Origin of the sequence: Enterococcus sp. HMSC072F02, from assembly GCF_001837725.1 — a bacterium.
Lineage (GTDB): Bacteria > Bacillota > Bacilli > Lactobacillales > Enterococcaceae > Enterococcus_B > Enterococcus_B lactis.
Genome location: NZ_KV833963.1, coordinates 98,492 through 118,757, shown reverse-complemented (window position 1 = coordinate 118,757; position 20,266 = coordinate 98,492). Strand labels below are relative to the sequence as shown.

21 protein-coding genes and 1 tRNA gene are annotated in these 20,266 nt (G+C 38.5%); 4 read left to right on the top strand and 18 right to left on the bottom strand.

Annotated elements, in window-relative coordinates; all coding sequences use genetic code 11:
* Positions 1-154: 154 nt before the first annotated feature.
* Positions 155-228, bottom strand: a tRNA-Arg gene (locus HMPREF2731_RS09105).
* Between the two features lie 257 nt (positions 229-485).
* Here HMPREF2731_RS09105 and HMPREF2731_RS15105 point away from each other — a divergent pair.
* Positions 486-650 (top strand): hypothetical protein, encoded by a 165-nt coding sequence (locus HMPREF2731_RS15105; RefSeq protein WP_002286676.1) that lies wholly within the window; start codon positions 486-488, stop codon positions 648-650.
* A gap of 71 nt (positions 651-721) precedes the next feature.
* Here the strand turns inward: HMPREF2731_RS15105 and eis are convergent, their stop codons facing one another.
* The 11 genes from eis to sfsA form a co-directional block, all read right to left on the bottom strand.
* The gene (gene eis / locus HMPREF2731_RS09095; protein ID WP_002329030.1) at positions 722-1,903 is read right to left on the bottom strand and encodes a GNAT family N-acetyltransferase; all 1,182 of its coding nucleotides are present in this window, start codon (positions 1,901-1,903) and stop codon (positions 722-724) included.
* Between the two features lie 123 nt (positions 1,904-2,026).
* Positions 2,027-2,440, bottom strand: coding sequence for a DUF3284 domain-containing protein (locus tag HMPREF2731_RS09090; protein ID WP_002315398.1), 414 nt, complete (start codon positions 2,438-2,440; stop codon positions 2,027-2,029).
* Positions 2,440-2,622, bottom strand: coding sequence for a DUF3188 domain-containing protein (locus HMPREF2731_RS09085; RefSeq protein WP_002286596.1), 183 nt, complete (start codon positions 2,620-2,622; stop codon positions 2,440-2,442). The genes HMPREF2731_RS09090 and HMPREF2731_RS09085 overlap by 1 nt, the downstream gene beginning before the upstream one ends.
* Before the next feature lie 31 nt (positions 2,623-2,653).
* Positions 2,654-2,875, bottom strand: a complete 222-nt coding sequence (locus HMPREF2731_RS09080; protein ID WP_002292901.1) for a hypothetical protein — start codon at positions 2,873-2,875, stop codon at positions 2,654-2,656.
* Between the two features lie 67 nt (positions 2,876-2,942).
* A complete protein-coding gene (locus tag HMPREF2731_RS09075; RefSeq protein ID WP_002292902.1) occupies positions 2,943-4,403 on the bottom strand; it encodes a PTS sugar transporter subunit IIC in 1,461 nt (486 codons plus the stop codon).
* Between the two features lie 107 nt (positions 4,404-4,510).
* Positions 4,511-4,831 carry a PTS lactose/cellobiose transporter subunit IIA gene (locus tag HMPREF2731_RS09070; protein ID WP_002286604.1) on the bottom strand — a complete coding sequence of 107 codons (321 nt, stop codon included), beginning with the start codon at positions 4,829-4,831 and terminating at the stop codon, positions 4,511-4,513.
* Between the two features lie 28 nt (positions 4,832-4,859).
* Positions 4,860-5,177 carry a PTS sugar transporter subunit IIB gene (locus tag HMPREF2731_RS09065; protein WP_002286606.1) on the bottom strand — a complete coding sequence of 106 codons (318 nt, stop codon included), beginning with the start codon at positions 5,175-5,177 and terminating at the stop codon, positions 4,860-4,862.
* A gap of 151 nt (positions 5,178-5,328) precedes the next feature.
* A complete protein-coding gene (locus HMPREF2731_RS09060; protein WP_002335537.1) occupies positions 5,329-8,031 on the bottom strand; it encodes a sigma-54-dependent transcriptional regulator in 2,703 nt (900 codons plus the stop codon).
* A 62-nt stretch (positions 8,032-8,093) separates the two neighbouring features.
* Entirely contained in the window at positions 8,094-9,371 is a 1,278-nt protein-coding gene (locus HMPREF2731_RS09055) for a DEAD/DEAH box helicase (RefSeq protein ID WP_002291838.1), read from the bottom strand.
* Positions 9,371-10,384, bottom strand: coding sequence for a Gfo/Idh/MocA family protein (locus HMPREF2731_RS09050; RefSeq protein WP_002315401.1), 1,014 nt, complete (start codon positions 10,382-10,384; stop codon positions 9,371-9,373). Before HMPREF2731_RS09050 ends, HMPREF2731_RS09055 begins: the two co-directional genes overlap by 1 nt.
* Positions 10,385-10,399: 15 nt before the next feature.
* Entirely contained in the window at positions 10,400-11,128 is a 729-nt protein-coding gene (sfsA, locus tag HMPREF2731_RS09045; protein WP_047937369.1) for a DNA/RNA nuclease SfsA, read from the bottom strand.
* Positions 11,129-11,304: 176 nt separating this feature from the next.
* Between sfsA and HMPREF2731_RS09040 the strand changes: the two genes are divergently transcribed.
* The 3 genes from HMPREF2731_RS09040 to zwf all read left to right on the top strand — a co-directional run bounded on the left by HMPREF2731_RS09040 (position 11,305) and on the right by zwf (position 13,996).
* On the top strand, positions 11,305-11,634 hold the full coding sequence (locus tag HMPREF2731_RS09040; RefSeq protein WP_002375263.1) for a DUF4828 domain-containing protein: 330 nt from the start codon (positions 11,305-11,307) through the stop codon (positions 11,632-11,634).
* A gap of 173 nt (positions 11,635-11,807) precedes the next feature.
* Positions 11,808-12,455, top strand: coding sequence for a transcriptional regulator EfaR (locus HMPREF2731_RS09035; RefSeq protein WP_002286616.1), 648 nt, complete (start codon positions 11,808-11,810; stop codon positions 12,453-12,455).
* Positions 12,456-12,469: 14 nt separating this feature from the next.
* Positions 12,470-13,996: a glucose-6-phosphate dehydrogenase gene (gene zwf, locus HMPREF2731_RS09030; RefSeq protein ID WP_002291842.1), complete on the top strand. Its 1,527-nt coding sequence runs from the start codon at positions 12,470-12,472 to the stop codon at positions 13,994-13,996.
* Positions 13,997-14,044: 48 nt separating this feature from the next.
* On the opposite strand, the gene ileS is transcribed toward zwf, so the two are convergent.
* From ileS to HMPREF2731_RS09000, 6 genes are all read right to left on the bottom strand, one after another.
* Positions 14,045-16,843 (bottom strand): isoleucine--tRNA ligase, encoded by a 2,799-nt coding sequence (gene ileS / locus HMPREF2731_RS09025; RefSeq protein ID WP_070872820.1) that lies wholly within the window; start codon positions 16,841-16,843, stop codon positions 14,045-14,047.
* Between the two features lie 260 nt (positions 16,844-17,103).
* Entirely contained in the window at positions 17,104-17,811 is a 708-nt protein-coding gene (locus HMPREF2731_RS09020; protein WP_002291846.1) for a DivIVA domain-containing protein, read from the bottom strand.
* Positions 17,812-17,831: 20 nt separating this feature from the next.
* A complete protein-coding gene (locus HMPREF2731_RS09015; protein WP_070872818.1) occupies positions 17,832-18,614 on the bottom strand; it encodes a YlmH family RNA-binding protein in 783 nt (260 codons plus the stop codon).
* 48 nt (positions 18,615-18,662) lie between these two features.
* Positions 18,663-18,941 carry a YggT family protein gene (locus HMPREF2731_RS09010; RefSeq protein WP_033583228.1) on the bottom strand — a complete coding sequence of 93 codons (279 nt, stop codon included), beginning with the start codon at positions 18,939-18,941 and terminating at the stop codon, positions 18,663-18,665.
* Positions 18,942-18,964: 23 nt separating this feature from the next.
* Positions 18,965-19,564 (bottom strand): cell division protein SepF, encoded by a 600-nt coding sequence (locus HMPREF2731_RS09005; protein ID WP_070872816.1) that lies wholly within the window; start codon positions 19,562-19,564, stop codon positions 18,965-18,967.
* Positions 19,565-19,577: 13 nt separating this feature from the next.
* Positions 19,578-20,255, bottom strand: a complete 678-nt coding sequence (locus tag HMPREF2731_RS09000) for a YggS family pyridoxal phosphate-dependent enzyme (RefSeq protein WP_002310280.1) — start codon at positions 20,253-20,255, stop codon at positions 19,578-19,580.
* Positions 20,256-20,266 lie beyond the last annotated feature (11 nt).

The window sequence follows — 20,266 nt, the reverse complement described above, 5'->3', positions numbered from 1 at the left end:
ATAGTATTTTACACAGGATTGTGGACTTGACTAAAAATCATCTATTGTAGTTTCCGATTAAAAAATAGTTTCAATCAAGCTAGTGAATTTATTTTAAATTTAACTAAAAAAATCGAAAACCCTATGATACAGGCTTTCGATGAACATTTAGTAACGTCCCCGACTGGAATCGAACCAGCGACGTTTTGCTTAGGAGGCAAACCCTCTATCCTACTGAGGTACGGGGACATATGTACGGTAACGAAGACTTACCGCATAATTTTAGTTTAAATGGCGATTGTTCCAACACTCGCTTAGGAGGCGATTGCTCTATCCTACTGAGCTACAGGAACAATTTCAATAAATCAATTGTAGCTTGTTTGTTTTTTACTTGCAAGCTTATCTGCTAAAAAAATCAGCTTGTAAGTTAGGCAAATCGTTTCCACTAGCTCTTAACAGATGATAAACTAGGAGTAGAATGAAATAATACAGGGAGGTTCTTTCCAATGAATGATAAGCCAAAAGAAAAAGTATATGCCGAACGCTTAGATTCATCTAAAAAAAATCGGGAAAAGATTACGAAAGAAGCAATCCAAGACCACAAAAAAGAAAACCCTAAAACAAAAGAAAACAAAAAATTCAAATTTACGAAAAAAGAGGATTTACTTTAACATTTTCCTTCAAATGCCAAACGAAAAAACAAAAGGGTGGTGACAAAAATATTGTCATCACCCTTTTTTTATCAAAAATAGTCATTAAGGATTGGCTGTTGCTGTGGCAAGATCGAGCTTAACGTTTCTTCATATTCTTTTGCCACCTGTATCCTCTCTTGGAATACCAGCTCTTCAACTTTACGATATCCTAATAATAGCTGTGTGATATGTTGGATACTTCCGCGAACGATCGGTAATGCTGTTTGTTCTACTTTTGAGAGATGGTTTTTTCCATTTTTGATCGTTACTTCCACGATTCCTTCATTCCATTTTGCATACTGATCTTCTTCTATCTGAAGGGCAAAGGCAGCTTGTTTCTTTCTAAATGGATATTTTTCCAAAAACAAAGAAATATCTACGATCCTCGCCATCATATAAGGTGTGATCGTTACAGAAGCAAATGGATTTGCTAATAGATAATTTTGATCATTGCCACCGTAGCCACATGAATATTCAAATGTTTCAAAAGCACCGTTATGGGAACTTACAAAGCGGACAAGGCTGCAAAAGGCATCATGATTCAAAAATCCCCATTCCACAATAATAAAGGAAGACGCTGCAAGCTGGTAAACGACATAGCCCGTTGCTTCCCCAGTCTCATCAAAATACAAAGCAAACTGGTAATTACCTTTTTGCTTGAATTTATACGTATACCACCAGTCTTCGCGCTTCAGACCAGCTCGTTGGTTTTCAGGCATCTGTTCATAAATTCGTTTGATTGCAGCTTTTGCATCTTCGAAATTCATACGCTTCATCTTGCCAGATTTTTTTTTGGTAAACGGCACGTCACGACTGTTTAGTTGATAACTGATTTTATCAAACGATTGTTCATAGCCATAGCGCCGATAGAAGGGATAGGAGAATGGCGCCAGATAAGATAAGCTTACTTTACGATCACGGCAATCTTCAAGGATCTTTTCCATGATCTGATTGATTCCGCCTTGTCCCCTTGCTTCAGGATAAGAAGCAACATAGCCAATACCGGCCATTAAATACTCTTGTCCGTAAAAATTCACTGGAAAAGGAGTCGCCATGACTTGACTTGTTAGCCGATCCTCCTCATCAAAAAAACCGTAATTCCAGGAATTCTCCGCAAGTGTACGAAAACGTTCTCTCCTTTCAGGTGTATCTGCCCCATTAAATGCATATGTGGCTAAAGCAAACATTTCCTCAATCGAAGATCCCCCTAGCTCTCTTACTTGTTTTGTCATTTTGCTGCCCCTTCCTACAAAAAAGCTAGTGAGGAATCTCAGGAAAGACCTCGCTTCCTCTGAAAAATCTCTTCTAGCTTACTTCATTTTTCAATAACTAAATAGTACCATTTTTTTACTGGTTTAATACGTTGCTTCGATCATCTCTAGCATTTTTTTGAAACGTCTCCGCTTAAAGTACATCAAGATCGTTCCTAAAAGCATATCATTCAACTTTTGAAGCATGCCATAAGACTCCATTTTTTCTGTGTAATGAACCTCACAGGTCGAATCGTCTACTGGTTTGATTTGATAATGAACAACGAATTCATTCTTCGTTGTCGATGTACGAAACTTATAAGACTGGTTTTCAATGACTTCTTCGATTTTTATACGAGCCCGGTTATTTTGCGAGAATTGTTTGACGTACTCCAAATTTTTCAGCTGTTTTCTGGTCACTGATTTGCCGGTCGCTTTACGTACATCGAAAAGAACAGAATCCATAACTTTATCGTAAAAAAACGACGCTGGAATATTTAATTTTTTTGTGATTTCCATTAGTTATTTTTCTCCTTTGCTTCTTCTCTTTTTTTCCCCTTCATGAAGAAGTAGATTCCTAATCCTGTTAGGAAAAGACCCGTGACCATACTATACAAATCATACCTTTGCGAATGTGGATTCAAACTATACAACACGATCAAAGAACCAATACTACATAAAAATAAACCGTTTTTTATCATATCAACCATCCTATCTTTTTGAACCATTTTCTTAAACAGCTGTTGACTGAAAATAAAGGACTGTTCCCCAAGGCTGTGCTTTGATTAGTTCCTTTGCTTTTTTAGCCGCAGCTTCCGGATCTTCTGCACTTGTTTCAAAGAACATTTTGATTCCTTGTTTTTCTTTAAACGTAAATGTCATTCCTTCTTCATTGTATCCTTCTAATAATTCTTTGATTGCATCTTGTTGCATTGCACTGGCAATTGAAATCATTTCAGTTCCTCCTCGAAAATTCATTATGAGGAACGAAACTTAAAGCGTCCCGCTCCTCAGATTCATCTTATTGTTGTTCGCCTGCGGCAGGGTCCATTTTGTTTGCAGAAATGACAAACGGTGCCCAAATCAAGAAAGTCACGACCATACATACCAACGTTACGATTGGTGCTCGCCAATCCGCTCCTGTTGCTAAGAATGACAATAAGAACGGCGGTACTACCCATGTAACTTGTTGCGAAACTGGTGCTACAAGTCCAAAGTAAGTTGCTAACCAACCGATAGCTGTCGCAACTACTGGAGCAATCAAGAATGGGATGAACATGATGGCATTCAATACGATCGGCAGACCAAACATCACTGGCTCGTTGATATTGAAAATACCAGGTCCAATGGATAATTTAGCTACTGTTAAATAATCCGCTCGTTTAGAGAAAATCAAGATAGCTATCAGTAAGACGATCGTTCCACCTGATCCGCCAAACCATGCAAAAGCATCGAACGATCCACGGACCCACATATAAGCTTTTCCATCTTCGATTGCGTCTAACACGGCTGGTGTACCAGTTTTTCCGTTATAACCTTTTTGGAAAATATCAATATTGATTAGTTGTGCTTGTCCCCAGATTCCCTCTAGCACTGGTGCCAATACATTTGGTCCATGAATACCAAAGAACCAGAATACTTGAACAAACACTGTGACGATCAATACTGCTCCCAACCCTTGGGATAATCCTAGGAATGGTTCTGCAATATATTTTTGTACCAAATCAATGATTAGTTGCCCATCAGCTACACGACCTACGATATAATTGATAATAGCAATGACGTATAAAGCGATCGTCGCTGGTAAAATGGCTGCAAATGCTTTAGATACTGCTGGTGGTACTGAATCAGGCATTTTGATCGTAATGTTAGCAAGCATCAATTTACAAAAAATAATGACTGAAATTGCCCCCATGATCATAACTGTAAAATAAGCGTTTCCATTCAAATGATCTAGTTTCAGCCAACCCCATAATCCAACTGACAGTGTGCCATCTGCAATCGTTGCACCAATCTCAGAACTATTGATTGCATCTGCGACATTTGAAGGGACATTCACATCTAATGCTGCTGATAATGCTGGACCAAAGGAAATACCTTGAATCAAGGTAGCTAGACCAACGATCCCCCCAGCTAGATCATTTACTCCGTAAGCTCGGGCAAGATTATACCCCCAAGAAAAGGCAAAAATCAATCCGGCGATTGCTAGTGTACCGTTCCAGACAAAACCATTGATTCCGATGATGACATTCAATACGGCAAAGATTCCTTTGTCTGCTGCTAAACTGTCAGCGTAGGTACTGTTAAACTGTTGCGGTAAATCTCGAATAATTGCATTGATCATTACAGCGACTGATCCCGCCATTGTTGCGGGCAGTGTGCCGATAAAAGCATCACGCAAAGCAACTAAATGTTTTTGCGCTCCGATTTTTGCGGCAACCGGCAGGATGTATTTCTCCATCCAACTTGTTAGTCCGTTCATTTTTTACTTCCTCCTATAAGTTTTTTATATAAAGAGAGTTCTCTTTATAACAAAATAAAAAATCCGTTCAAAAATTTTTCTTCTTCCGTTCAAAAAAGAAGTTGTATTTATTCGCTGTATACGCGACGATAAAGTTCGATGATTTCTTTTGCTAAATCAGTAAACGCAATAGACGTCATTAAATGATCTTGACTATGAACAGTCAATAACGTCACTTGCATATGATTTCCTTGTGCTTCTTGTGTCAACATGTCTGTTTGTGCATGATGTGCTTGTATAAGTGATTCTTCTGCATCAGCGATTTTTCTATCCGCTAACTCGAAATCACCGATTTTAGCAGCCGCAATCGCTTCCATTGCGTCGCTCTTTGCATTACCGCCAAACATGATGAGTCCCATGATGGCTTCTAGATTTTGTTGATCTTCCACGTTGTTATCCCCCAACTGCATACTTGATTTATTTCATTAGATTTTCTGCTTGTGCAAGTACTTTTTCTCCATTCATCATGCCATAGTCTTGCATATTGATGACATCTAACGGAATACCTTTAGGCGCAAGTTTTTGTTCGAATTGAGCTTTCATGAAACGTACTTGAGGACCTAATAATAAAACATCGACATTCTTAGATTCTAAATTATTATCTGCATCTGAGGCAGAAACAGCAAAAATATCAGCTTCCATTCCTTTTTCTTCCGCTGCTTTTTGCATTTTTGTGACCAATAAACTCGTACTCATCCCTGCTGAACAAACTAACATAATTGTTTTTTTTGCCATTTTTAACACTCCTTTTATTTTTTTTACACTTTTATATAATGCAAGAAGCATGCCAAGAAAAAAAGAGCTAAAATAGCGTTTTCATGCTTTTTAGCTCTTTTATATAGTGCGCACACTGATATCCAGTGTGTAAACAGTATGATTAGTGTGTTTATTTTTTTATTTTGTTTTCAAGAAACATTTGTGTAAGAAACGCGATATCATCTTCTGAAATTTTTACCTGATATTTCCGTTCCAGTGCCATCAAGTTTGCTCGAATGATATCCATTTCCAAACGGTAAATTTTTGAGAAAATAGATAGTTTCTCAAATTGCCGATGCGTTTCTTTTTTGATCAATCCGTCTAGCATGAAGGCTAAATGGATGACAATTCCAGTATCTACTCCTGGTTCTACGATAATCGACAAATCTGTCTGGATCTGCTGAACTGTTTTTTGCAATGAGCGGATCAATTCATCAATAGAAAAGACATCACTTAATGATCCTGAAAGCGAATCAACAATTTTAGCTGTTGGAATCTCATCATCAGCTATACGCTTTAAAACATTCAATTTTTCATCATCAAAAACGTCATAGGCGGAAAAAAATGGGATATTTTGATAATCAACGTCAACCGTTCCTGCAATTGCTTTGATCTCGTATTCTTCCAATAAGGCATCAATGTGTTTTTTGAATGATTCGCGTTCTAAAAACTGCATCTGGATCAGTTCTACTTTGTCTTGATTAATCACCGGCATAATCCGTTGATACAATTTGGCAGCTACTCCCTCACCAGTAAAGCATGTCACGATGACGGCTTTTTTACGCTGTAAAGTTTCAGATTTTTCCGCTTTGAACTGATCACGTACGATTGATTCAAAGGAGAGCTGAATATTTTGATAGATGTCTTCTAAGCTTCTTCCAACACTTGCCATCCGTATCGCTTCTATCACAATCATCGTACTTGTCATTGTGATAGCTTTCGTCCGAATGCCAGTCTCTTCATAAATCAAATCACTGAAGGTGTTTAATGATCCCATATCTGTTAACAAAAGCAAGCCATTCGTCAAATGCCCCTGATAATTTTTGACATATTGTAGGACCTCTTCATACATTGTTTGAACTTCCATAACCAGTGGCATATTAAAAGCTTTCCCTACTTTTGTTCCTAATAGTTCTTGCGCCATCTCCAACATACTTGAAGCGGTCTGTCTGCCGTGCATCAGTACAAGAACATCTACTTTGTTTTCTTTAACGGGCTCACTTTCTCCTAAATTGATAGAAAGAAACATACTGATAAAGCCAATTTCATCAAAAGGAATCTCGACTTGTTCTTCTTCTTCGATGATTGTCGAAAGATCGATTGCTACCTGGAATTCCCTCTTAAAATTTTTTCGTACATTATTCAAATCTGGATGGACAATCATATGTCCTTCTCTCACACGATCCAATGTACTTTGCAAATGCAAAGCAAAAGCAAAACGAGCTTTTTCATTATAAATACGGTCTAACCGTTTTTCAGCCACATCATACAATTGATTGGTTAACCGCCAGATTTCATCTGGCAAAAGATCTTTTGGGATTGAACTTTTAGTCAATTCTTTGACATATGTCTGAAAATAAGCATCCACATCTTTTGAAATGAGCATCTCCAAATCGATGTTCTCCACACCGGTTTCAGAAAGAGAAGTAACTTTTTCCTCAATATCGTTGTAGACTTGCATGTTTCTTTCTGGATCTTGTGACCAGACGACATCAGCAAACCCTGGTTCAAATGTCAAATACTGGCTCTTACTGTCCATGAATCGGTCGAGGCGTTCTGGTATTTCCTTGATTTTCAGTAGTCCTTTTTGTACTTGAAGGGAAAGTTCTTCTTTTCGAATAATCAGCTTTTTCTCATGATGCGTTCGGTAATGTAAAAAAGATTTTGCACAGACTAATTTCAGGTCTCGTTTCACTTGACCGATATTCCCTTCCGCATCATAAAGCATGAAGGCAAGAATCGCTTCTTTTTCGATATCGATACGTTGATTCAAACGGTTCGCTTCTTGTTTGATAAAAAGAGAGATGATCTCATAACGCTCATCCAATGAACGCGAAGCAAGGTTTGGCAAGGTGATAGCCATAGGGATCCGTCGGTTGAAGGTAGTCAAGAAGCTTTCTGAAGATTCAGTCGTTGCCCCAATGATCTGAACTGATGCTTCATGTACTTGTGCACTTTCTCCAAGTGGACGATAGATACCTTTATCGATGAAAGTAAACAGCATTTCCTGCCCTTCCGGTGGTAAACGGTGGATCTCATCTAAAAACAATATACCGCCGTCTGCTTTGGCGATTAGACCAGGACTGTCTTGCGCTGCTCCTGTGTAAGCCCCTTTTTTGATCCCAAAGATGTGTCCAAAGAGCAGTTGGGGATTTTGAGCATAATCCGCACAATTGAAAGAAACAAATGGCGCATCGGCTGAAAGCATTTCAGATTCGATTGCAAAATGATACATACATTCCGCAAACATCGACTTCCCTGTACCAGTTTCTCCAAAAATAATGGTATGTAGCCCCCGCGGCGGATAAAGAATCGCTGCTTTTGCCTGCTGTATGCTGACTTTTAAAGAATCATTTTCTCCAACGAGCGTTTCAAAAGTCACTTGCGTAGAAGAGTCGACATGTACTTCATCAGATTTTGATTTTTCCGTTGGCAAGGAGTAAACGACTGGTCGGCCAGCGGTTTTTACAATATGATGAGCCTTATACAGTTCGCTTAAATATCGGCTTGCATTGCTTCGATCAATATTCAAGCGCTCAGCTACATCACTTGCTGTCAATCCTTGTTGGTTTTCTGTCAATAGATGCAAGATCTCTTCTTGACGTTCTTTCACATAATCCCTCCTCTGGCAACCAATTTTGTTCCCGTTTTCATAATCATAGCATAAAAAGGCGCTTATTTGCGCCTTGCTCCTTTATTTCTCTCTTTTTTTGATTTATTTTTAACTTTTTTTCTTGATTTGTTTTTGTTATGCTCTGGATTTTGTTCTTTCCCAGGAAAAGATTTCTTATACTTGTTATTCGCTGCGGTAGCTACATCTTCTTTGATTGGTTGATCCGTTTGTAACTTTCCTCCGTGCAGAAAAATCTCTTCAAGTGTTATGTTTGTCGGACGTAAAAGTCGTTTCAAATCTCTTAAATTGTTATCTTGTACGAGTGTGATCACTGTTCCTTCATTGCCCATTCGTCCAGTTCTTCCAGAACGATGCAAGTAAGCTTCTTCACTTAACGGCACTTCTGCATTCACGACATAAGGAAGTCCTGTAATATCTAAACCTCTAGCCGCCACATCTGTGGTCAAAAGTGCGCTGATCTTTTTCTTTTTGAATTGTTCCAACGCCGCTTTTCGGAGCAGCTTGTTTTGATCAGAGGCCAGGCTTCCTACAGGTACCCCTCTATACAGCAATTTTTCTTCCATCACACCTAATTCAGTCAGTTGATTAAAGAAAATCAGACCTTGAAAATCTTCTATGTGAGTGAGACGTCTTAGATATTCATCTTTCTTTCGTATTGGCACTCGTAAAAAGTAATGTCTCAAGCCTTTTCGAGAATCATCTTCTGCTGTCACGTCGATCGTCTCAAACGTTTTCCCAGTGATTTTTTCAATGCTTTCAAGGGAACGATCTGCTGTTGCTGAAAAAAAGGCTAGCTGATATTCTGTCGGAGCTTGATGAAGAATCTGATCAATGATTTGGCTGTTCCCCGCATCAAATAGCTGGTCTGCTTCATCAAATACCATTGTTTTCACTTGATGTGCTTTTATTTTTTTAGCTTTCATCAATTCCAATATTCTTCCTGGTGTACCAATCAAGATTTCTGGTTTTTTCTTCAAACCTTCAATTTGTCGTTTAACGTTTGCTCCGCCCACCAAAGATTGGACTTTCAATTCTTTGTCTTTTCCCCATTCACGTGCAACATCTGCTACTTGAATAGCTAGTTCTTGAGAAGATGCAAAGATAACCAACGCACTTGCTTCACCTGGTTCTACGTTTAGTAGTAACGGCCAAAGATAAGCCAGTGTTTTACCTGAACCTGTTGGAGAGATGGCTACTATGCTTTGTTTATTGCTTAATGGCTGAAAAACTGCCTGTTGAATAAGAGAAGGTGTAATAAATCCTTTATTCTCATAATTTTTCTGCCAATTTTCGGGAAATACTTGTACAAATTCGTTCATTAAAAATCTTCCTCATTATCTGCATCGAATTTGATGCCACCATTTTTTCTTAAATCATAAATCACTTGGTTCACATTTCTAGCTAGCTCGATCCACTCTTCATACAATAATCCCCAAGCTGGATCTTTCGGATGAGTCATGACATTGGCAAAATCCTCTGCTTCATCTGCCATTGGATTTTCTGCAGCTGTTACTGCTAAGTCAATGATTTCTTCGTGTACCCGATCATGAAACTCTGCTTGTTCGATTGCATTGACGCCATTCATCACTAGCGTTCCTGAGTCAAAATAGATCTCTGATGGCAGATAAGAATCACCGATTTTACCTGGTTGGATCGATACATCGAAAGTATCATAACGCAAGATTCCCCATCCAAGACCATCCACACCAGTAGAAATCTTTCTTGGGAAATAATGGACTTCTTTTGGCATTCCAAACCAAGCGACAGTTGCATACACAAGGTAAACACCTAAATCCATCAATGCACCACCTGAGAAATGAGTCGAGAAGATATTTGGTTCTTCTCCATCTAATACTTGGTCATAACGCGAAGAATATTTCATATAGCTGAAATTTGCACCGATTATCTCGTCTTTTAATGGTAAGTAATCGGCAATCTTTTTAAAACCTGATTCATGGATATTTCTTGCTGCTTCAAAAAAATACACATTGTGTTCATTTGCCAAATGGATGATTTCATCCATTTCTTTTGGCGTCGAAAAAGCTGGCTTTTCCACTATTACATTTTTACCTGCCAAAATTGCTTGCTTAGTCTGACTAAAATGAAGACTATTTGGAGAAGCTATATAAACAGTGTCCATATGAGCAATATTGAAAAAAGTCTTCAAATCTGTTGCAAATTCGATATCCCCTTCATAATGAGAACCAAATTCCTGTGCTTTTTCCAAATGTCTAGAATATACCGCTGTCAATTCATATTTTTTTGTGCTCAAAGCTGCTTGGACAAATTGATGAGTGATCCAATTTGTTCCAATAATACCTAAGTTGATCATTTTTTTACCTTCTTTCTATTGTATAGGATCTTCAAACGGGATAGCTACATCAAACGGGATAGCCTGCTTGACAGTTACCTCATCTGCCGTTACTTGACAATTATAGGCGAGGATTTGCACTCCACTTTGCTGCGCATGTCGAACCATATCAGCTAGTGCTGGTTGCATTTCTTCATGGATCGTTGCGAAATGAAGATGTTCGAATTGAGCAATAAACAAGACATAAGCGGCATAACCATCTTGTGCGGCATATGCTAATTCTCCAACATGTTTCAATCCTCTGAGTGTAGGCGCATCAGGAAAAGCACCAATTGCTTTATTTTCAAGTGTCATACCTTTGACTTCAACAAATGCTTTTCGTCCGGCCGCCGTCTCCAAATAAATATCAAATTTGGAGTGAAGATAAGTTACTTCCCGCTTGTATGCTGTAAATGGACCAGTTAATCCTGGTAAAAGGATCGTGCCGTCTAAAATACCGTCAGTTGCTAACTGATTAGGCAATTGACTATCGATATTGAACCAATCACCCTTCTTTTTTACAGCAATCAGATCATAGTCGGTTTTCCTTTTAGGTCCAGGAGCAAATACAATAGCCACTTCAGCGCCCGGTATCAGGACCTCTTTTCCTCTGCCTGTATTTTTGACATGCGCGATAATCATTTCTCCGTCTTTTTTCATGCAATGTGCAATAAACCGATTCGGGCGGTCAATAAAAAAAGCTGTTTCAACTTGCTGATACTTCAAATTATGTCACCTGTCTTCCTACTATGTATCCTATCATAATTTGTGGAAAAACAGTAAAAAAACCAGTCGAAAGTCTTAGAGAAATTTTAGTTTTTATTCGGTACAATGAAATAAAGAAGGAAGAATGTTTCTATACGATGATTTTCTCATAAAGGAGTGATTTGGTGATAAAAAAAATGATCTATTTTCTTGGTTCACTCGTTGCCGTTCTCTCAAGTTGGATTTACTTGAAAAAGAAAAAACAAGCGGAAAAATCTGAAAGACTCTCGAGGTATCAAGGTACATGGTTCTTCAGTGATAGCCAGCAAAAACAACAATTACAGATTACATCTGATTACACGTTTTTGATCAACGGTCAGTCACTTGGCACATCTGTAGTAGAAATAGATGAACAGCGTTTAGTCGTACGTGATCAATACGGTTTTTATCTTGTCTTTTCTTATCCCGAACAAACTCTTTATGATGAATCTGCAGATGTCTCGTATAAGTTGACATCTGAAAAATAGACACCTCCCAATATATATCTATAAACGAAAGTATGAGTCTTCTTTCTCGTCTTTCGTTTTTTGTTGTAAAAACGTCCAAAAATCCTTTGTTTTTTATTTAGAAAAATAGTCAATTAACGTTTTTTTTGTTACACTTACTAATGATGGTTTTTACCATGAAAGGATGATCGAATATGACACCAAATCGAGAAGATTATTTGAAAATCATTTTAGAACTAGGCGGAGATACAACGAAAGTCAACAATAAACAAATCGTATCTAGCCTAGATGTCTCGGCTGCATCTGTCAGTGAAATGATTTCTAAACTTGTGAAAGAAGAGCTTGTAGAACATTCCCCTTATCAAGGTGTACAATTGACTGCAAGCGGACTGCAAAAAGCTAGCAGTTTGATTCGCAAACATCGTTTATGGGAAGTTTTTTTAGTTGAACATTTAGACTATAGCTGGAATGAAGTCCACGATGATGCTGAAGTATTGGAACATGTGACTTCAGAACATCTTGCAGATCATTTAGAAAACTATTTGAATCATCCTGAACATTGTCCTCATGGAGGATCGATTCCTAAAAAAGAGGAAGTCGTCCATGAAGAACGCCGGCAAACACTAGAATCTTATCCTGTCGGTACAAAAGTGCGTATCGCACGAGTGCTTGATGAAAAAGAATTGTTGGATTACTTAGTCACAATTGACCTGAATATCAACGAAGAGTATGAGATCGTTGACATCGCAGCTTATGAAGGACCAATCACTATCCAAAATGATAGAAAGAAAATACCCGTCAGCTTCAAGGCGGCCAGCACGATTTTTGTCGATAAAATATAAAGGAGTGTATCTACATGTCTAATGAAAAAAATGTATTGTTTACGATATTCGGCGGCACAGGTGACCTAGCCCAACGTAAATTGTACCCGTCTTTGTTCCGCCTTTACAGAAAAGGAAATTTAGGCGAGCATTTTGCCGTGATTGGGACCGCTCGCCGTCCTTGGAGCGATGAACACTATCGTGAAGTTGTCAAAGAAACGATTCGTGCATTGAATCCTTCTGATGAAGAAGCAACTACTTTTGCTAGTCATTTTTACTACCAATCCCATGATGTAAATGATTCAACACATTATCAAACATTAAAAGAATTGTCTGACCGATTAGATGGACACTATCAGTTAAACGGCAATCGCGTCTATTATTTGGCCATGGCACCTCAATTTTTCGGAACGATCGTTTCTCATTTAAAATCACAAAACATTATGACAAAAAATGGCTTCAATCGTTTGATTATAGAAAAACCGTTTGGATCGGATTACCAGTCTGCTTTCGAATTGAATCAGCAAATCAGAGAAGTATTCCCAGAGCAAGATATTTTCAGGATTGATCATTATTTAGGGAAAGAAATGATCCAAAACATTTCAGCTATCCGTTTTGCCAATAATATTTTTGAGGCTCAATGGAATAATCGTTATATCGATAATATCCAAATCACTTTTGGTGAAAACCTTGGCGTAGAAGATCGCGGGGGCTACTACGATCACAGTGGCGCACTGAAAGACATGGTGCAAAATCATATTCTGCAAGTTGTAGCATTACTTGCAATGGAACCACCAGTAGCATTTTCCGAAAAAGAAATCCGTACAGAAAAGATTAAAGCATTGAAAGCAATCCGCATCTATAACGAAGAAGAAGTGTTAGAAAACTTCGTTCGTGGACAATATGCTCAAGGTGAATTAGATGGCGTACAATTCAAAGGTTATCGAGAAGAAGACAAAGTGGATGCTCAATCAGAGACCGAAACCTTCGTCGCAGGAAAATTCACTATCGACAACTTCCGTTGGTCTGGTGTTCCCTTCTATGTGCGTACAGGCAAACGTTTGACTGAAAAAGGTACTCGGATCAATATCGTATTCAAACAGGTTCCTGTTAATGTATTCAAAACATCTGTCGATGAACCATGTGACGATACGACACTCCCACCGAATGTTCTAACGATCTATATCCAGCCAACTGAAGGATTTTCTTTATCCCTGAATGGAAAAGAAGTAGGTCAAGGGTTTGAAACGGAACCAATCAAATTAGAATTTCGAAATAGTGCAGAGATGGTTGAAAATAGCCCAGAAGCTTACGAAAAATTACTGCTAGATGCGTTGAATGGTGATGGAACGAATTTCTCTCATTGGGAAGAAGTCGCTCAATCTTGGCATATCGTGGATGTCATTCGTAAAGCTTGGGACCAAACACAACCGGACTTTCCAAACTACAAAGCCGGATCAATGGGGCCTAAAGCAGCTTTCGAACTACTTGAAAAAGACGGATTCGAATGGATCTGGCAACCAGATAACTGGTATCGCGAACGTGGGAAATTAATCGATTGATAACAAAAGGGGTTGTGACAAAAAACATGTCACAACCCCTTTTCCATTTTACTTTTCTTCGAATCCTTCAGCTACAGCTTCAGGATAGAATGCTTCAACGATTTTTGCACAACGTCCGCATAGATGAGGAAGTTTTTCATCTACTCCTACATCTTTACGAACTTGACGACAGCGATCGCACGTTTCTCCGTCTGCTTTTTCTACTGTAATAGCAACATCATCAAATACCACAGCATTATCTGGCACTTGCACATCTGCTTCCATTACTTCAAAGTAGTCTGGGGAAACGATCAGCAATTGTGCAATATCTGCATCCAAAGCTTTTAACATTTCACGAACTTGTTGTTTTGGATAAACAGTTAGTTTTGCTTCCAATGATTTACCAATCAATTTGCTATTTCTTGCTTCTTCCAATGCTTTTAAGACCTTGTCACGGAAATCCATGAAAGCAGCCCAAGTGTCCATCAATTCCTCTTGGTTCGCAAACTCTTCATAGCCAGGAAACTCACTTAACTGAACGTATGCTTCTTCTTCTTTTAGGAATGACCAGATTTCTTCCGCCGTATGTGGAATGATAGGCGTCAATAGTTTCGTCAAAGCTACAGCTGTTTGATAGAAAACAGTTTGCATGCAACGACGTTGATAATCATCTTCTGCTTCGATATAAACCACATCTTTAGCAAAATCCAGGTAGAAGGACGATAGATCAACAGTCAAGAAGTTCATAACTGTACGGTAAATATGCATGAAATTATATTTGTCATATCCTTCTTCTCTGATTTCTTTGATTACTTGGTTCAATCGTACGATCATGTATTTGTCTACAGAGCGTAAATCATTGTACGAAACAGTATCTTTTTTAGGATCGAAATCTTCTGTATTCGCTAATAAGAAACGCATCGTATTTCTGATCTTACGATATACCTCTGCCACTTGACTTAAGATATCCATCGATACACGAACATCTGCTTCATAATCGACACTAGATACCCACAAGCGAAGGATATCTGCACCAAATTGTTTGATCACTTTTTCTGGTGCAATGATATTTCCTAAAGATTTACTCATCTTACGGCCTTCGCCATCTAAAGCAAATCCTTGAGAAATAACTGATTTATATGGTGCTACGCCATTGATAGCCACACTTGTCGTGATACTTGAGTTGAACCAGCCACGATATTGGTCTGATCCTTCTAAGTACATATCTGCTGGGAATGATAATTCTGGTCGTTGACGTAAAACAGCTTCATGAGAAGAACCAGAATCAAACCAGACATCCATGATATCTTTTTCTTTTGTAAATTCGCCATTAGGAGAACCTGGGTGAGTAAATCCTTCAGGAAGAAGTTCTTTTGCTTCTTTTTCAAACCAGATGATTGATCCATGTTCAGCGAATAATTTTGCTACATGTTCGATTGTTTCTGGCGTGATGATTGCTTCACCATTTTCAGCATAGAAAATCGGAAGCGGCACTCCCCATGCACGTTGACGAGAAATGACCCAGTCGCCGCGATCACGGATCATATTATATAAACGTGTTTTTCCCCATGGAATAACCCAATCTACTTTTTCTACTTCATCCAAAATATTCTGACGGAATTTATCGATAGATGCAAACCATTGTGGAGTTGCACGATAAATCACAGGTTTTTTCGTCCGCCAATCGTGAGGATAACTATGGGTAAAGAAATCTAGTTTCAGCAAAGCTCCTTTTTCCTTTAATAAATCAGTAATCATAGGATTTGCTTTATCATAAAAGATTCCTTCAAATCCAGGAGCTTCTTCTGTAAACAACCCTTTTGAGTCTACAGGTGACACTACAGATAGTTTATATTTGCTACCGGCGATATAGTCATCTTCCCCGTGTCCTGGAGCAGTATGGACTAATCCAGTACCAGCGTCTAAAGTAACATGGTCACCTAAAATTACGAGCGATTCACGGTCATAGAATGGATGACTTGCAGTCATATATTCCATTTCTTGGCCAGCAAATTCTTTTAGAATCGTTACATTTTCCCAACCGATTTCTGTTTGAACTGTTTCTAGCAAATCTTTTGCTACAACAAACTTACGGCCATCAGCTTCGACCAGTACATACGTAAATTTGGGATTTACAGCAATACCTTGGTTTGCTGGCAATGTCCATGGTGTTGTCGTCCAAATGACGAAAGCTGTATCTTCATCAAGGATGCCTTTGCCGTCTTTGACATTGAAAGCTACAAAAATAGATGGAGATTTTACATCTTTATATTCAATTTCAGCTTCCGCTAAAGAAGACTCACTTGACGGAGACCAGTAAATGGGTTTCAATCCTTTGTAAATATAGCCTTTTTCAGCCATTTTACCAAATACGCGTACTTGTGCAGCTTCATACGAAGGGTCTAATGTGACATAGGGATGTTCCCAATCTCCTGCAACCCCTAGGCGTTTGAAATCTTCTCGTTGCTTATCTACTTGGGAAAGTGCATATTCACGACATTTTTCCAAATATTCTGCCATGGACATTTCTTTACGTTTCACGCCTTTATTAGCCAATACTTGTTCGATTGGCAATCCATGTGTATCCCAGCCTGGAACATATGGTGCGCGATAGCCAGACATTGATTTTGAACGAATGATAATGTCTTTACTGATTTTATTCAATGAGTGCCCTAAATGGATATTTCCATTGGCATAAGGAGGTCCATCATGAAGAACAAAGCTAGGTTTTCCTTCGTTCAATTCTTGTCTTTTTTGATAGATTTGATTTTCTTCCCATTCTTTTTGCCATTCGCCTTCTCGGTTTGGCAAATTACCACGCATAGGGAATTTTGTTTTTCCTAATTGCAAGGTTTCTTTCATTTTCATTCAACCATTCACTCCTTCGTTTATTTTCCGGACACAAAAAGGCATGTTCAGCCGCAAGGGACGAACATGCCGTGGTACCACCCAAATTTAGTTGCATCTATCTAATGCAAACTCTCTGTGACCAATAACGAGGTCAGCCGCTGCTTCTTACTCTAGTTTCAGAAAAGCAGTCTCAAGTAGAGGATCTTTCACGATGCAGTGTCTTACCGATCTTCCACTCTCATCGGCTCGCTTTAAGAATAACAAAGTGCTTTTCTGTTCTACTCGTTTTCATGTTCACCAGGTACGATTGAGATATCGATAGCCTGTGTATCAAATGCCGTCATAGGTGCTTCTATGACTCCTGTGTCTGAGTTTACATCAGTATCATTTTCGTTGTCAAGCTGTTTTGCTAAAACTTCTTTGATCACTTCATGGCTGTCAGTCACATAGCTAGAGAATGGTTGTAAAATTTCGTCCCATTCTGGACTTTTCACTTGTTCCAATTGAGATTCAAGCATCAAGCTGATACGTTGATGGAATACTCGTGTCTTTTTCTTAAGATCTTCTGTTTCTGTCGCAAGCTGTCTTGCTTTTTCTGTTGCATCTGTCAAGATTTTTCTTGCTTTTTCTTCTGCATCAGTTGTTAATTGGTGTGCACGTTTTTCAGCATTCGCAACTAACTCATCTGCTTTGTTTTGTGCAGAAGTAACGATCACTTCAGATTCTTTACTTGCACTTGTTTTTACTTTATCCGCTGTGTCTTGAGCTACGATGATCGATTGGTTCAATGCATCTTTCAATTCATTGAAATACTCAAGTTTTTCTTCTGAATGTTTGACTGCTTTTTCTAATTCACGATTTCTTTGAGTCAATTCTTCGTAGTCACGAACAACTAAATCTAAGAAATCATCTACTTCGTCTTGATTATATCCCCGCATTTTTGTTGGGAATGTCTTATTTTGGATATCTAATGGAGTTAAAGCCATGAGTAAACCACCTTTTTATTTTATTTACGTAATACACCGAACAACACCCTGTACTTTTCTTTTTTCGTCTTCCCCTCAAGTTCTTGGATCTGGACTCTGCCGTAACCCCTGACTGAAATAATATCTAATAGTTCAAGTACAAAATCAGGTCTTGTATTTTCTGTCCAATTCACTTTTACTTTACCAGCTTCGATCAGCTGCTTGGACCGCTGTCTGGAAATATTATAAATCTCAGAGATCACATTGTCCAGTCGCATAGAACTAACAGTCCCTCTTTCTTGTGTCCAGCTGTCTTTCGGCAAAATCATTTCTGTGTATTTGATTGGTTCCAAGCGTACAGCAACTTTTCCAATCTTTGTTACTTGTGCAGCAACAAAATGATCCACCTCATTTGCAATAAATACTTGCCAGCGATCGCCATCTGAGATGATATCGCCAAAGTAAGAGCGTTTGATACCTGTTCCCACTAAAGTTCCAAGGATTTTTCCATGACTTAGACTGGCAAATTTGCTAGGATAATGGATTTCATACAATGCTGTTTCAAAATCTTCCTCTACAGGTTCGTAATAATCGGGGAAAATCAAACATCTTTTTCTTTCTGCCTGTTCATATCCACCATAAAACATGAAACGCAAATCACTACTTTGCCGAATCAGTGTTTCTAAAATATAGGATTGTCTGGGGTCAAGAAATTCAGTCAGATATGGCGCATATTGTCCTTGAACTTGTTCAATCCAATCACCTACTGAGTCGATAAATGCACGTTCATCTGCCCGAAAGTGCTGGTATACATTTGCAACCAAAATTTTCCCCTCCTATCTATTCTGAGAATAAAGATTTTGTTGCTTGAATCAATAAACTAAATGGATAGTTATCCATATTACGATCTGTGCTAATCCTTGTACGGCTAAGTTCAAGATTAGAATGGCCCCTAAAATCGTGAAATCCAAAGGACCGATCCTTAAAGGCAGACGATCGAATAAACTGATATACGGTTCACAGATCTTAGCTAAAAACCGTCCTAATCCTGATTGATAACCGCCTGGAAACCAAGAGAGCAAAGCATATACCATCAAGATAATGCTATAGAAATAGGCTGCCCGTTGAATTAAATGAAGTAATAGCGCAATAATATAAATCGTAGTTCCTCCTCTTACAGATCAAACAAATTCGCATCTGCAAAAGATTGAGCGGTTGAACTGTCAATCTCCATCCCTGTCGGTGTACAAAGAAAAATCTCATCTCCAACGCGTTTGATATCTCCATCTAATGCATAAACTGTTCCTGTTAGAAAATCAACAATTCTTCTCGCTTGCTTTTCTTCCACTAAATGAAAATTCACTAAGGTTGCTTCTCCAGCGATGATTCTTTTAGCAATCGCCATCGCTTCAGAATAAGCTCTTGGTTCCATCACAGTGATTTTTCCCGCAAGATTTGCTTTAGGTTGTGTAGACGTTCTTGAAGCTGTTCTTTCTTTCGCTACAGTTTTTGTAGGTGATTGATGTAGTTCAATTACTTTTTTCTTTTCAGCCGGCTGAATACTTTCATGCGTTACAGGACGTGAAGTCGCCGTTTTTTGTTTCTCATGAGTATTCGCAGCAGATACAGAATGAGTTGGTTGATTCTGTGTTATAATTTTTTTAGTTGGCTGTACAGCCTTTTTTGTTGTTTCAGGATAATCTTGGTATTCGTACTCTTCCTCATCAGCTAATCCGAAAAAATTAGCAATTGCTCCTCTGTTTAAAAGCGGCATTTTTGTTCCTCCTTTATTCGTCTTTGAATAGCGCTGTTCCTACACGGATAAATGTTGCACCTTCTTCAATCGCAATTTGAAAATCCTGACTCATCCCCATGCTTAATTCATTACATGGTGCATGGGCATAACCTTTTGCTTGAACAAGATCACGCAATTCTTTCAGCGTACCAAACACTTTATGGATTTGCTCATCAGAAGCTTCTTTAGGCGCCATAGTCATTAACCCAACAACCTTGATTTTTGTGCAGGCAGCTAAAGATTCCACAAACGGTAAAAGCTCATCTGGTGAAATTCCATGTTTTGATTCCTCACCAGAAACATTTACTTCAATAAAACAGGATAATTCTTTTTCTAACCGCTTCTGGATTTCTTCTGCTAATCTTAAACTGTCCAACGCATGAAAGTAATCAATTTCATTTACAATCAATTTTACCTTTCTGCGCTGTAAATTACCAATTAAATGCCACTTTATTTCGGGAAAATCAAATAAATCTTGTTTCTTTTGTAATAGTTTATCTACTCGGTTTTCTGCACAATTCATAACGCCAGCTCTGACCAATTCTTCAGCTTGAGCTGATTCAACAGATTTTGTTACAGCTACTAATGTAACTTCTTTCGGATCACGATGAACAAGAGCACACGAATCCTGAATTTCTTGCTTGATTTTCTGCAAGTTGTCAGCAATCATGTGCTCTTCCT

Coding starts and splice junctions, on each gene's coding strand:
- HMPREF2731_RS15105 (WP_002286676.1), top strand. CDS start 486: ATGAATGATAAGCCAAAAGAAAAAGTATATGCCGAACGCTTAGATTCA.
- eis (WP_002329030.1), bottom strand. CDS start 1,903: ATGACAAAACAAGTAAGAGAGCTAGGGGGATCTTCGATTGAGGAAATG.
- HMPREF2731_RS09090 (WP_002315398.1), bottom strand. CDS start 2,440: ATGGAAATCACAAAAAAATTAAATATTCCAGCGTCGTTTTTTTACGAT.
- HMPREF2731_RS09085 (WP_002286596.1), bottom strand. CDS start 2,622: ATGATAAAAAACGGTTTATTTTTATGTAGTATTGGTTCTTTGATCGTG.
- HMPREF2731_RS09080 (WP_002292901.1), bottom strand. CDS start 2,875: ATGATTTCAATTGCCAGTGCAATGCAACAAGATGCAATCAAAGAATTA.
- HMPREF2731_RS09075 (WP_002292902.1), bottom strand. CDS start 4,403: ATGAACGGACTAACAAGTTGGATGGAGAAATACATCCTGCCGGTTGCC.
- HMPREF2731_RS09065 (WP_002286606.1), bottom strand. CDS start 5,177: ATGGCAAAAAAAACAATTATGTTAGTTTGTTCAGCAGGGATGAGTACG.
- HMPREF2731_RS09055 (WP_002291838.1), bottom strand. CDS start 9,371: ATGAACGAATTTGTACAAGTATTTCCCGAAAATTGGCAGAAAAATTAT.
- HMPREF2731_RS09050 (WP_002315401.1), bottom strand. CDS start 10,384: ATGATCAACTTAGGTATTATTGGAACAAATTGGATCACTCATCAATTT.
- HMPREF2731_RS09040 (WP_002375263.1), top strand. CDS start 11,305: ATGATCTATTTTCTTGGTTCACTCGTTGCCGTTCTCTCAAGTTGGATT.
- HMPREF2731_RS09035 (WP_002286616.1), top strand. CDS start 11,808: ATGACACCAAATCGAGAAGATTATTTGAAAATCATTTTAGAACTAGGC.
- zwf (WP_002291842.1), top strand. CDS start 12,470: ATGTCTAATGAAAAAAATGTATTGTTTACGATATTCGGCGGCACAGGT.
- ileS (WP_070872820.1), bottom strand. CDS start 16,843: ATGAAAATGAAAGAAACCTTGCAATTAGGAAAAACAAAATTCCCTATG.
- HMPREF2731_RS09020 (WP_002291846.1), bottom strand. CDS start 17,811: ATGGCTTTAACTCCATTAGATATCCAAAATAAGACATTCCCAACAAAA.
- HMPREF2731_RS09005 (WP_070872816.1), bottom strand. CDS start 19,564: ATGCCGCTTTTAAACAGAGGAGCAATTGCTAATTTTTTCGGATTAGCT.
- HMPREF2731_RS09000 (WP_002310280.1), bottom strand. CDS start 20,255: ATGATTGCTGACAACTTGCAGAAAATCAAGCAAGAAATTCAGGATTCG.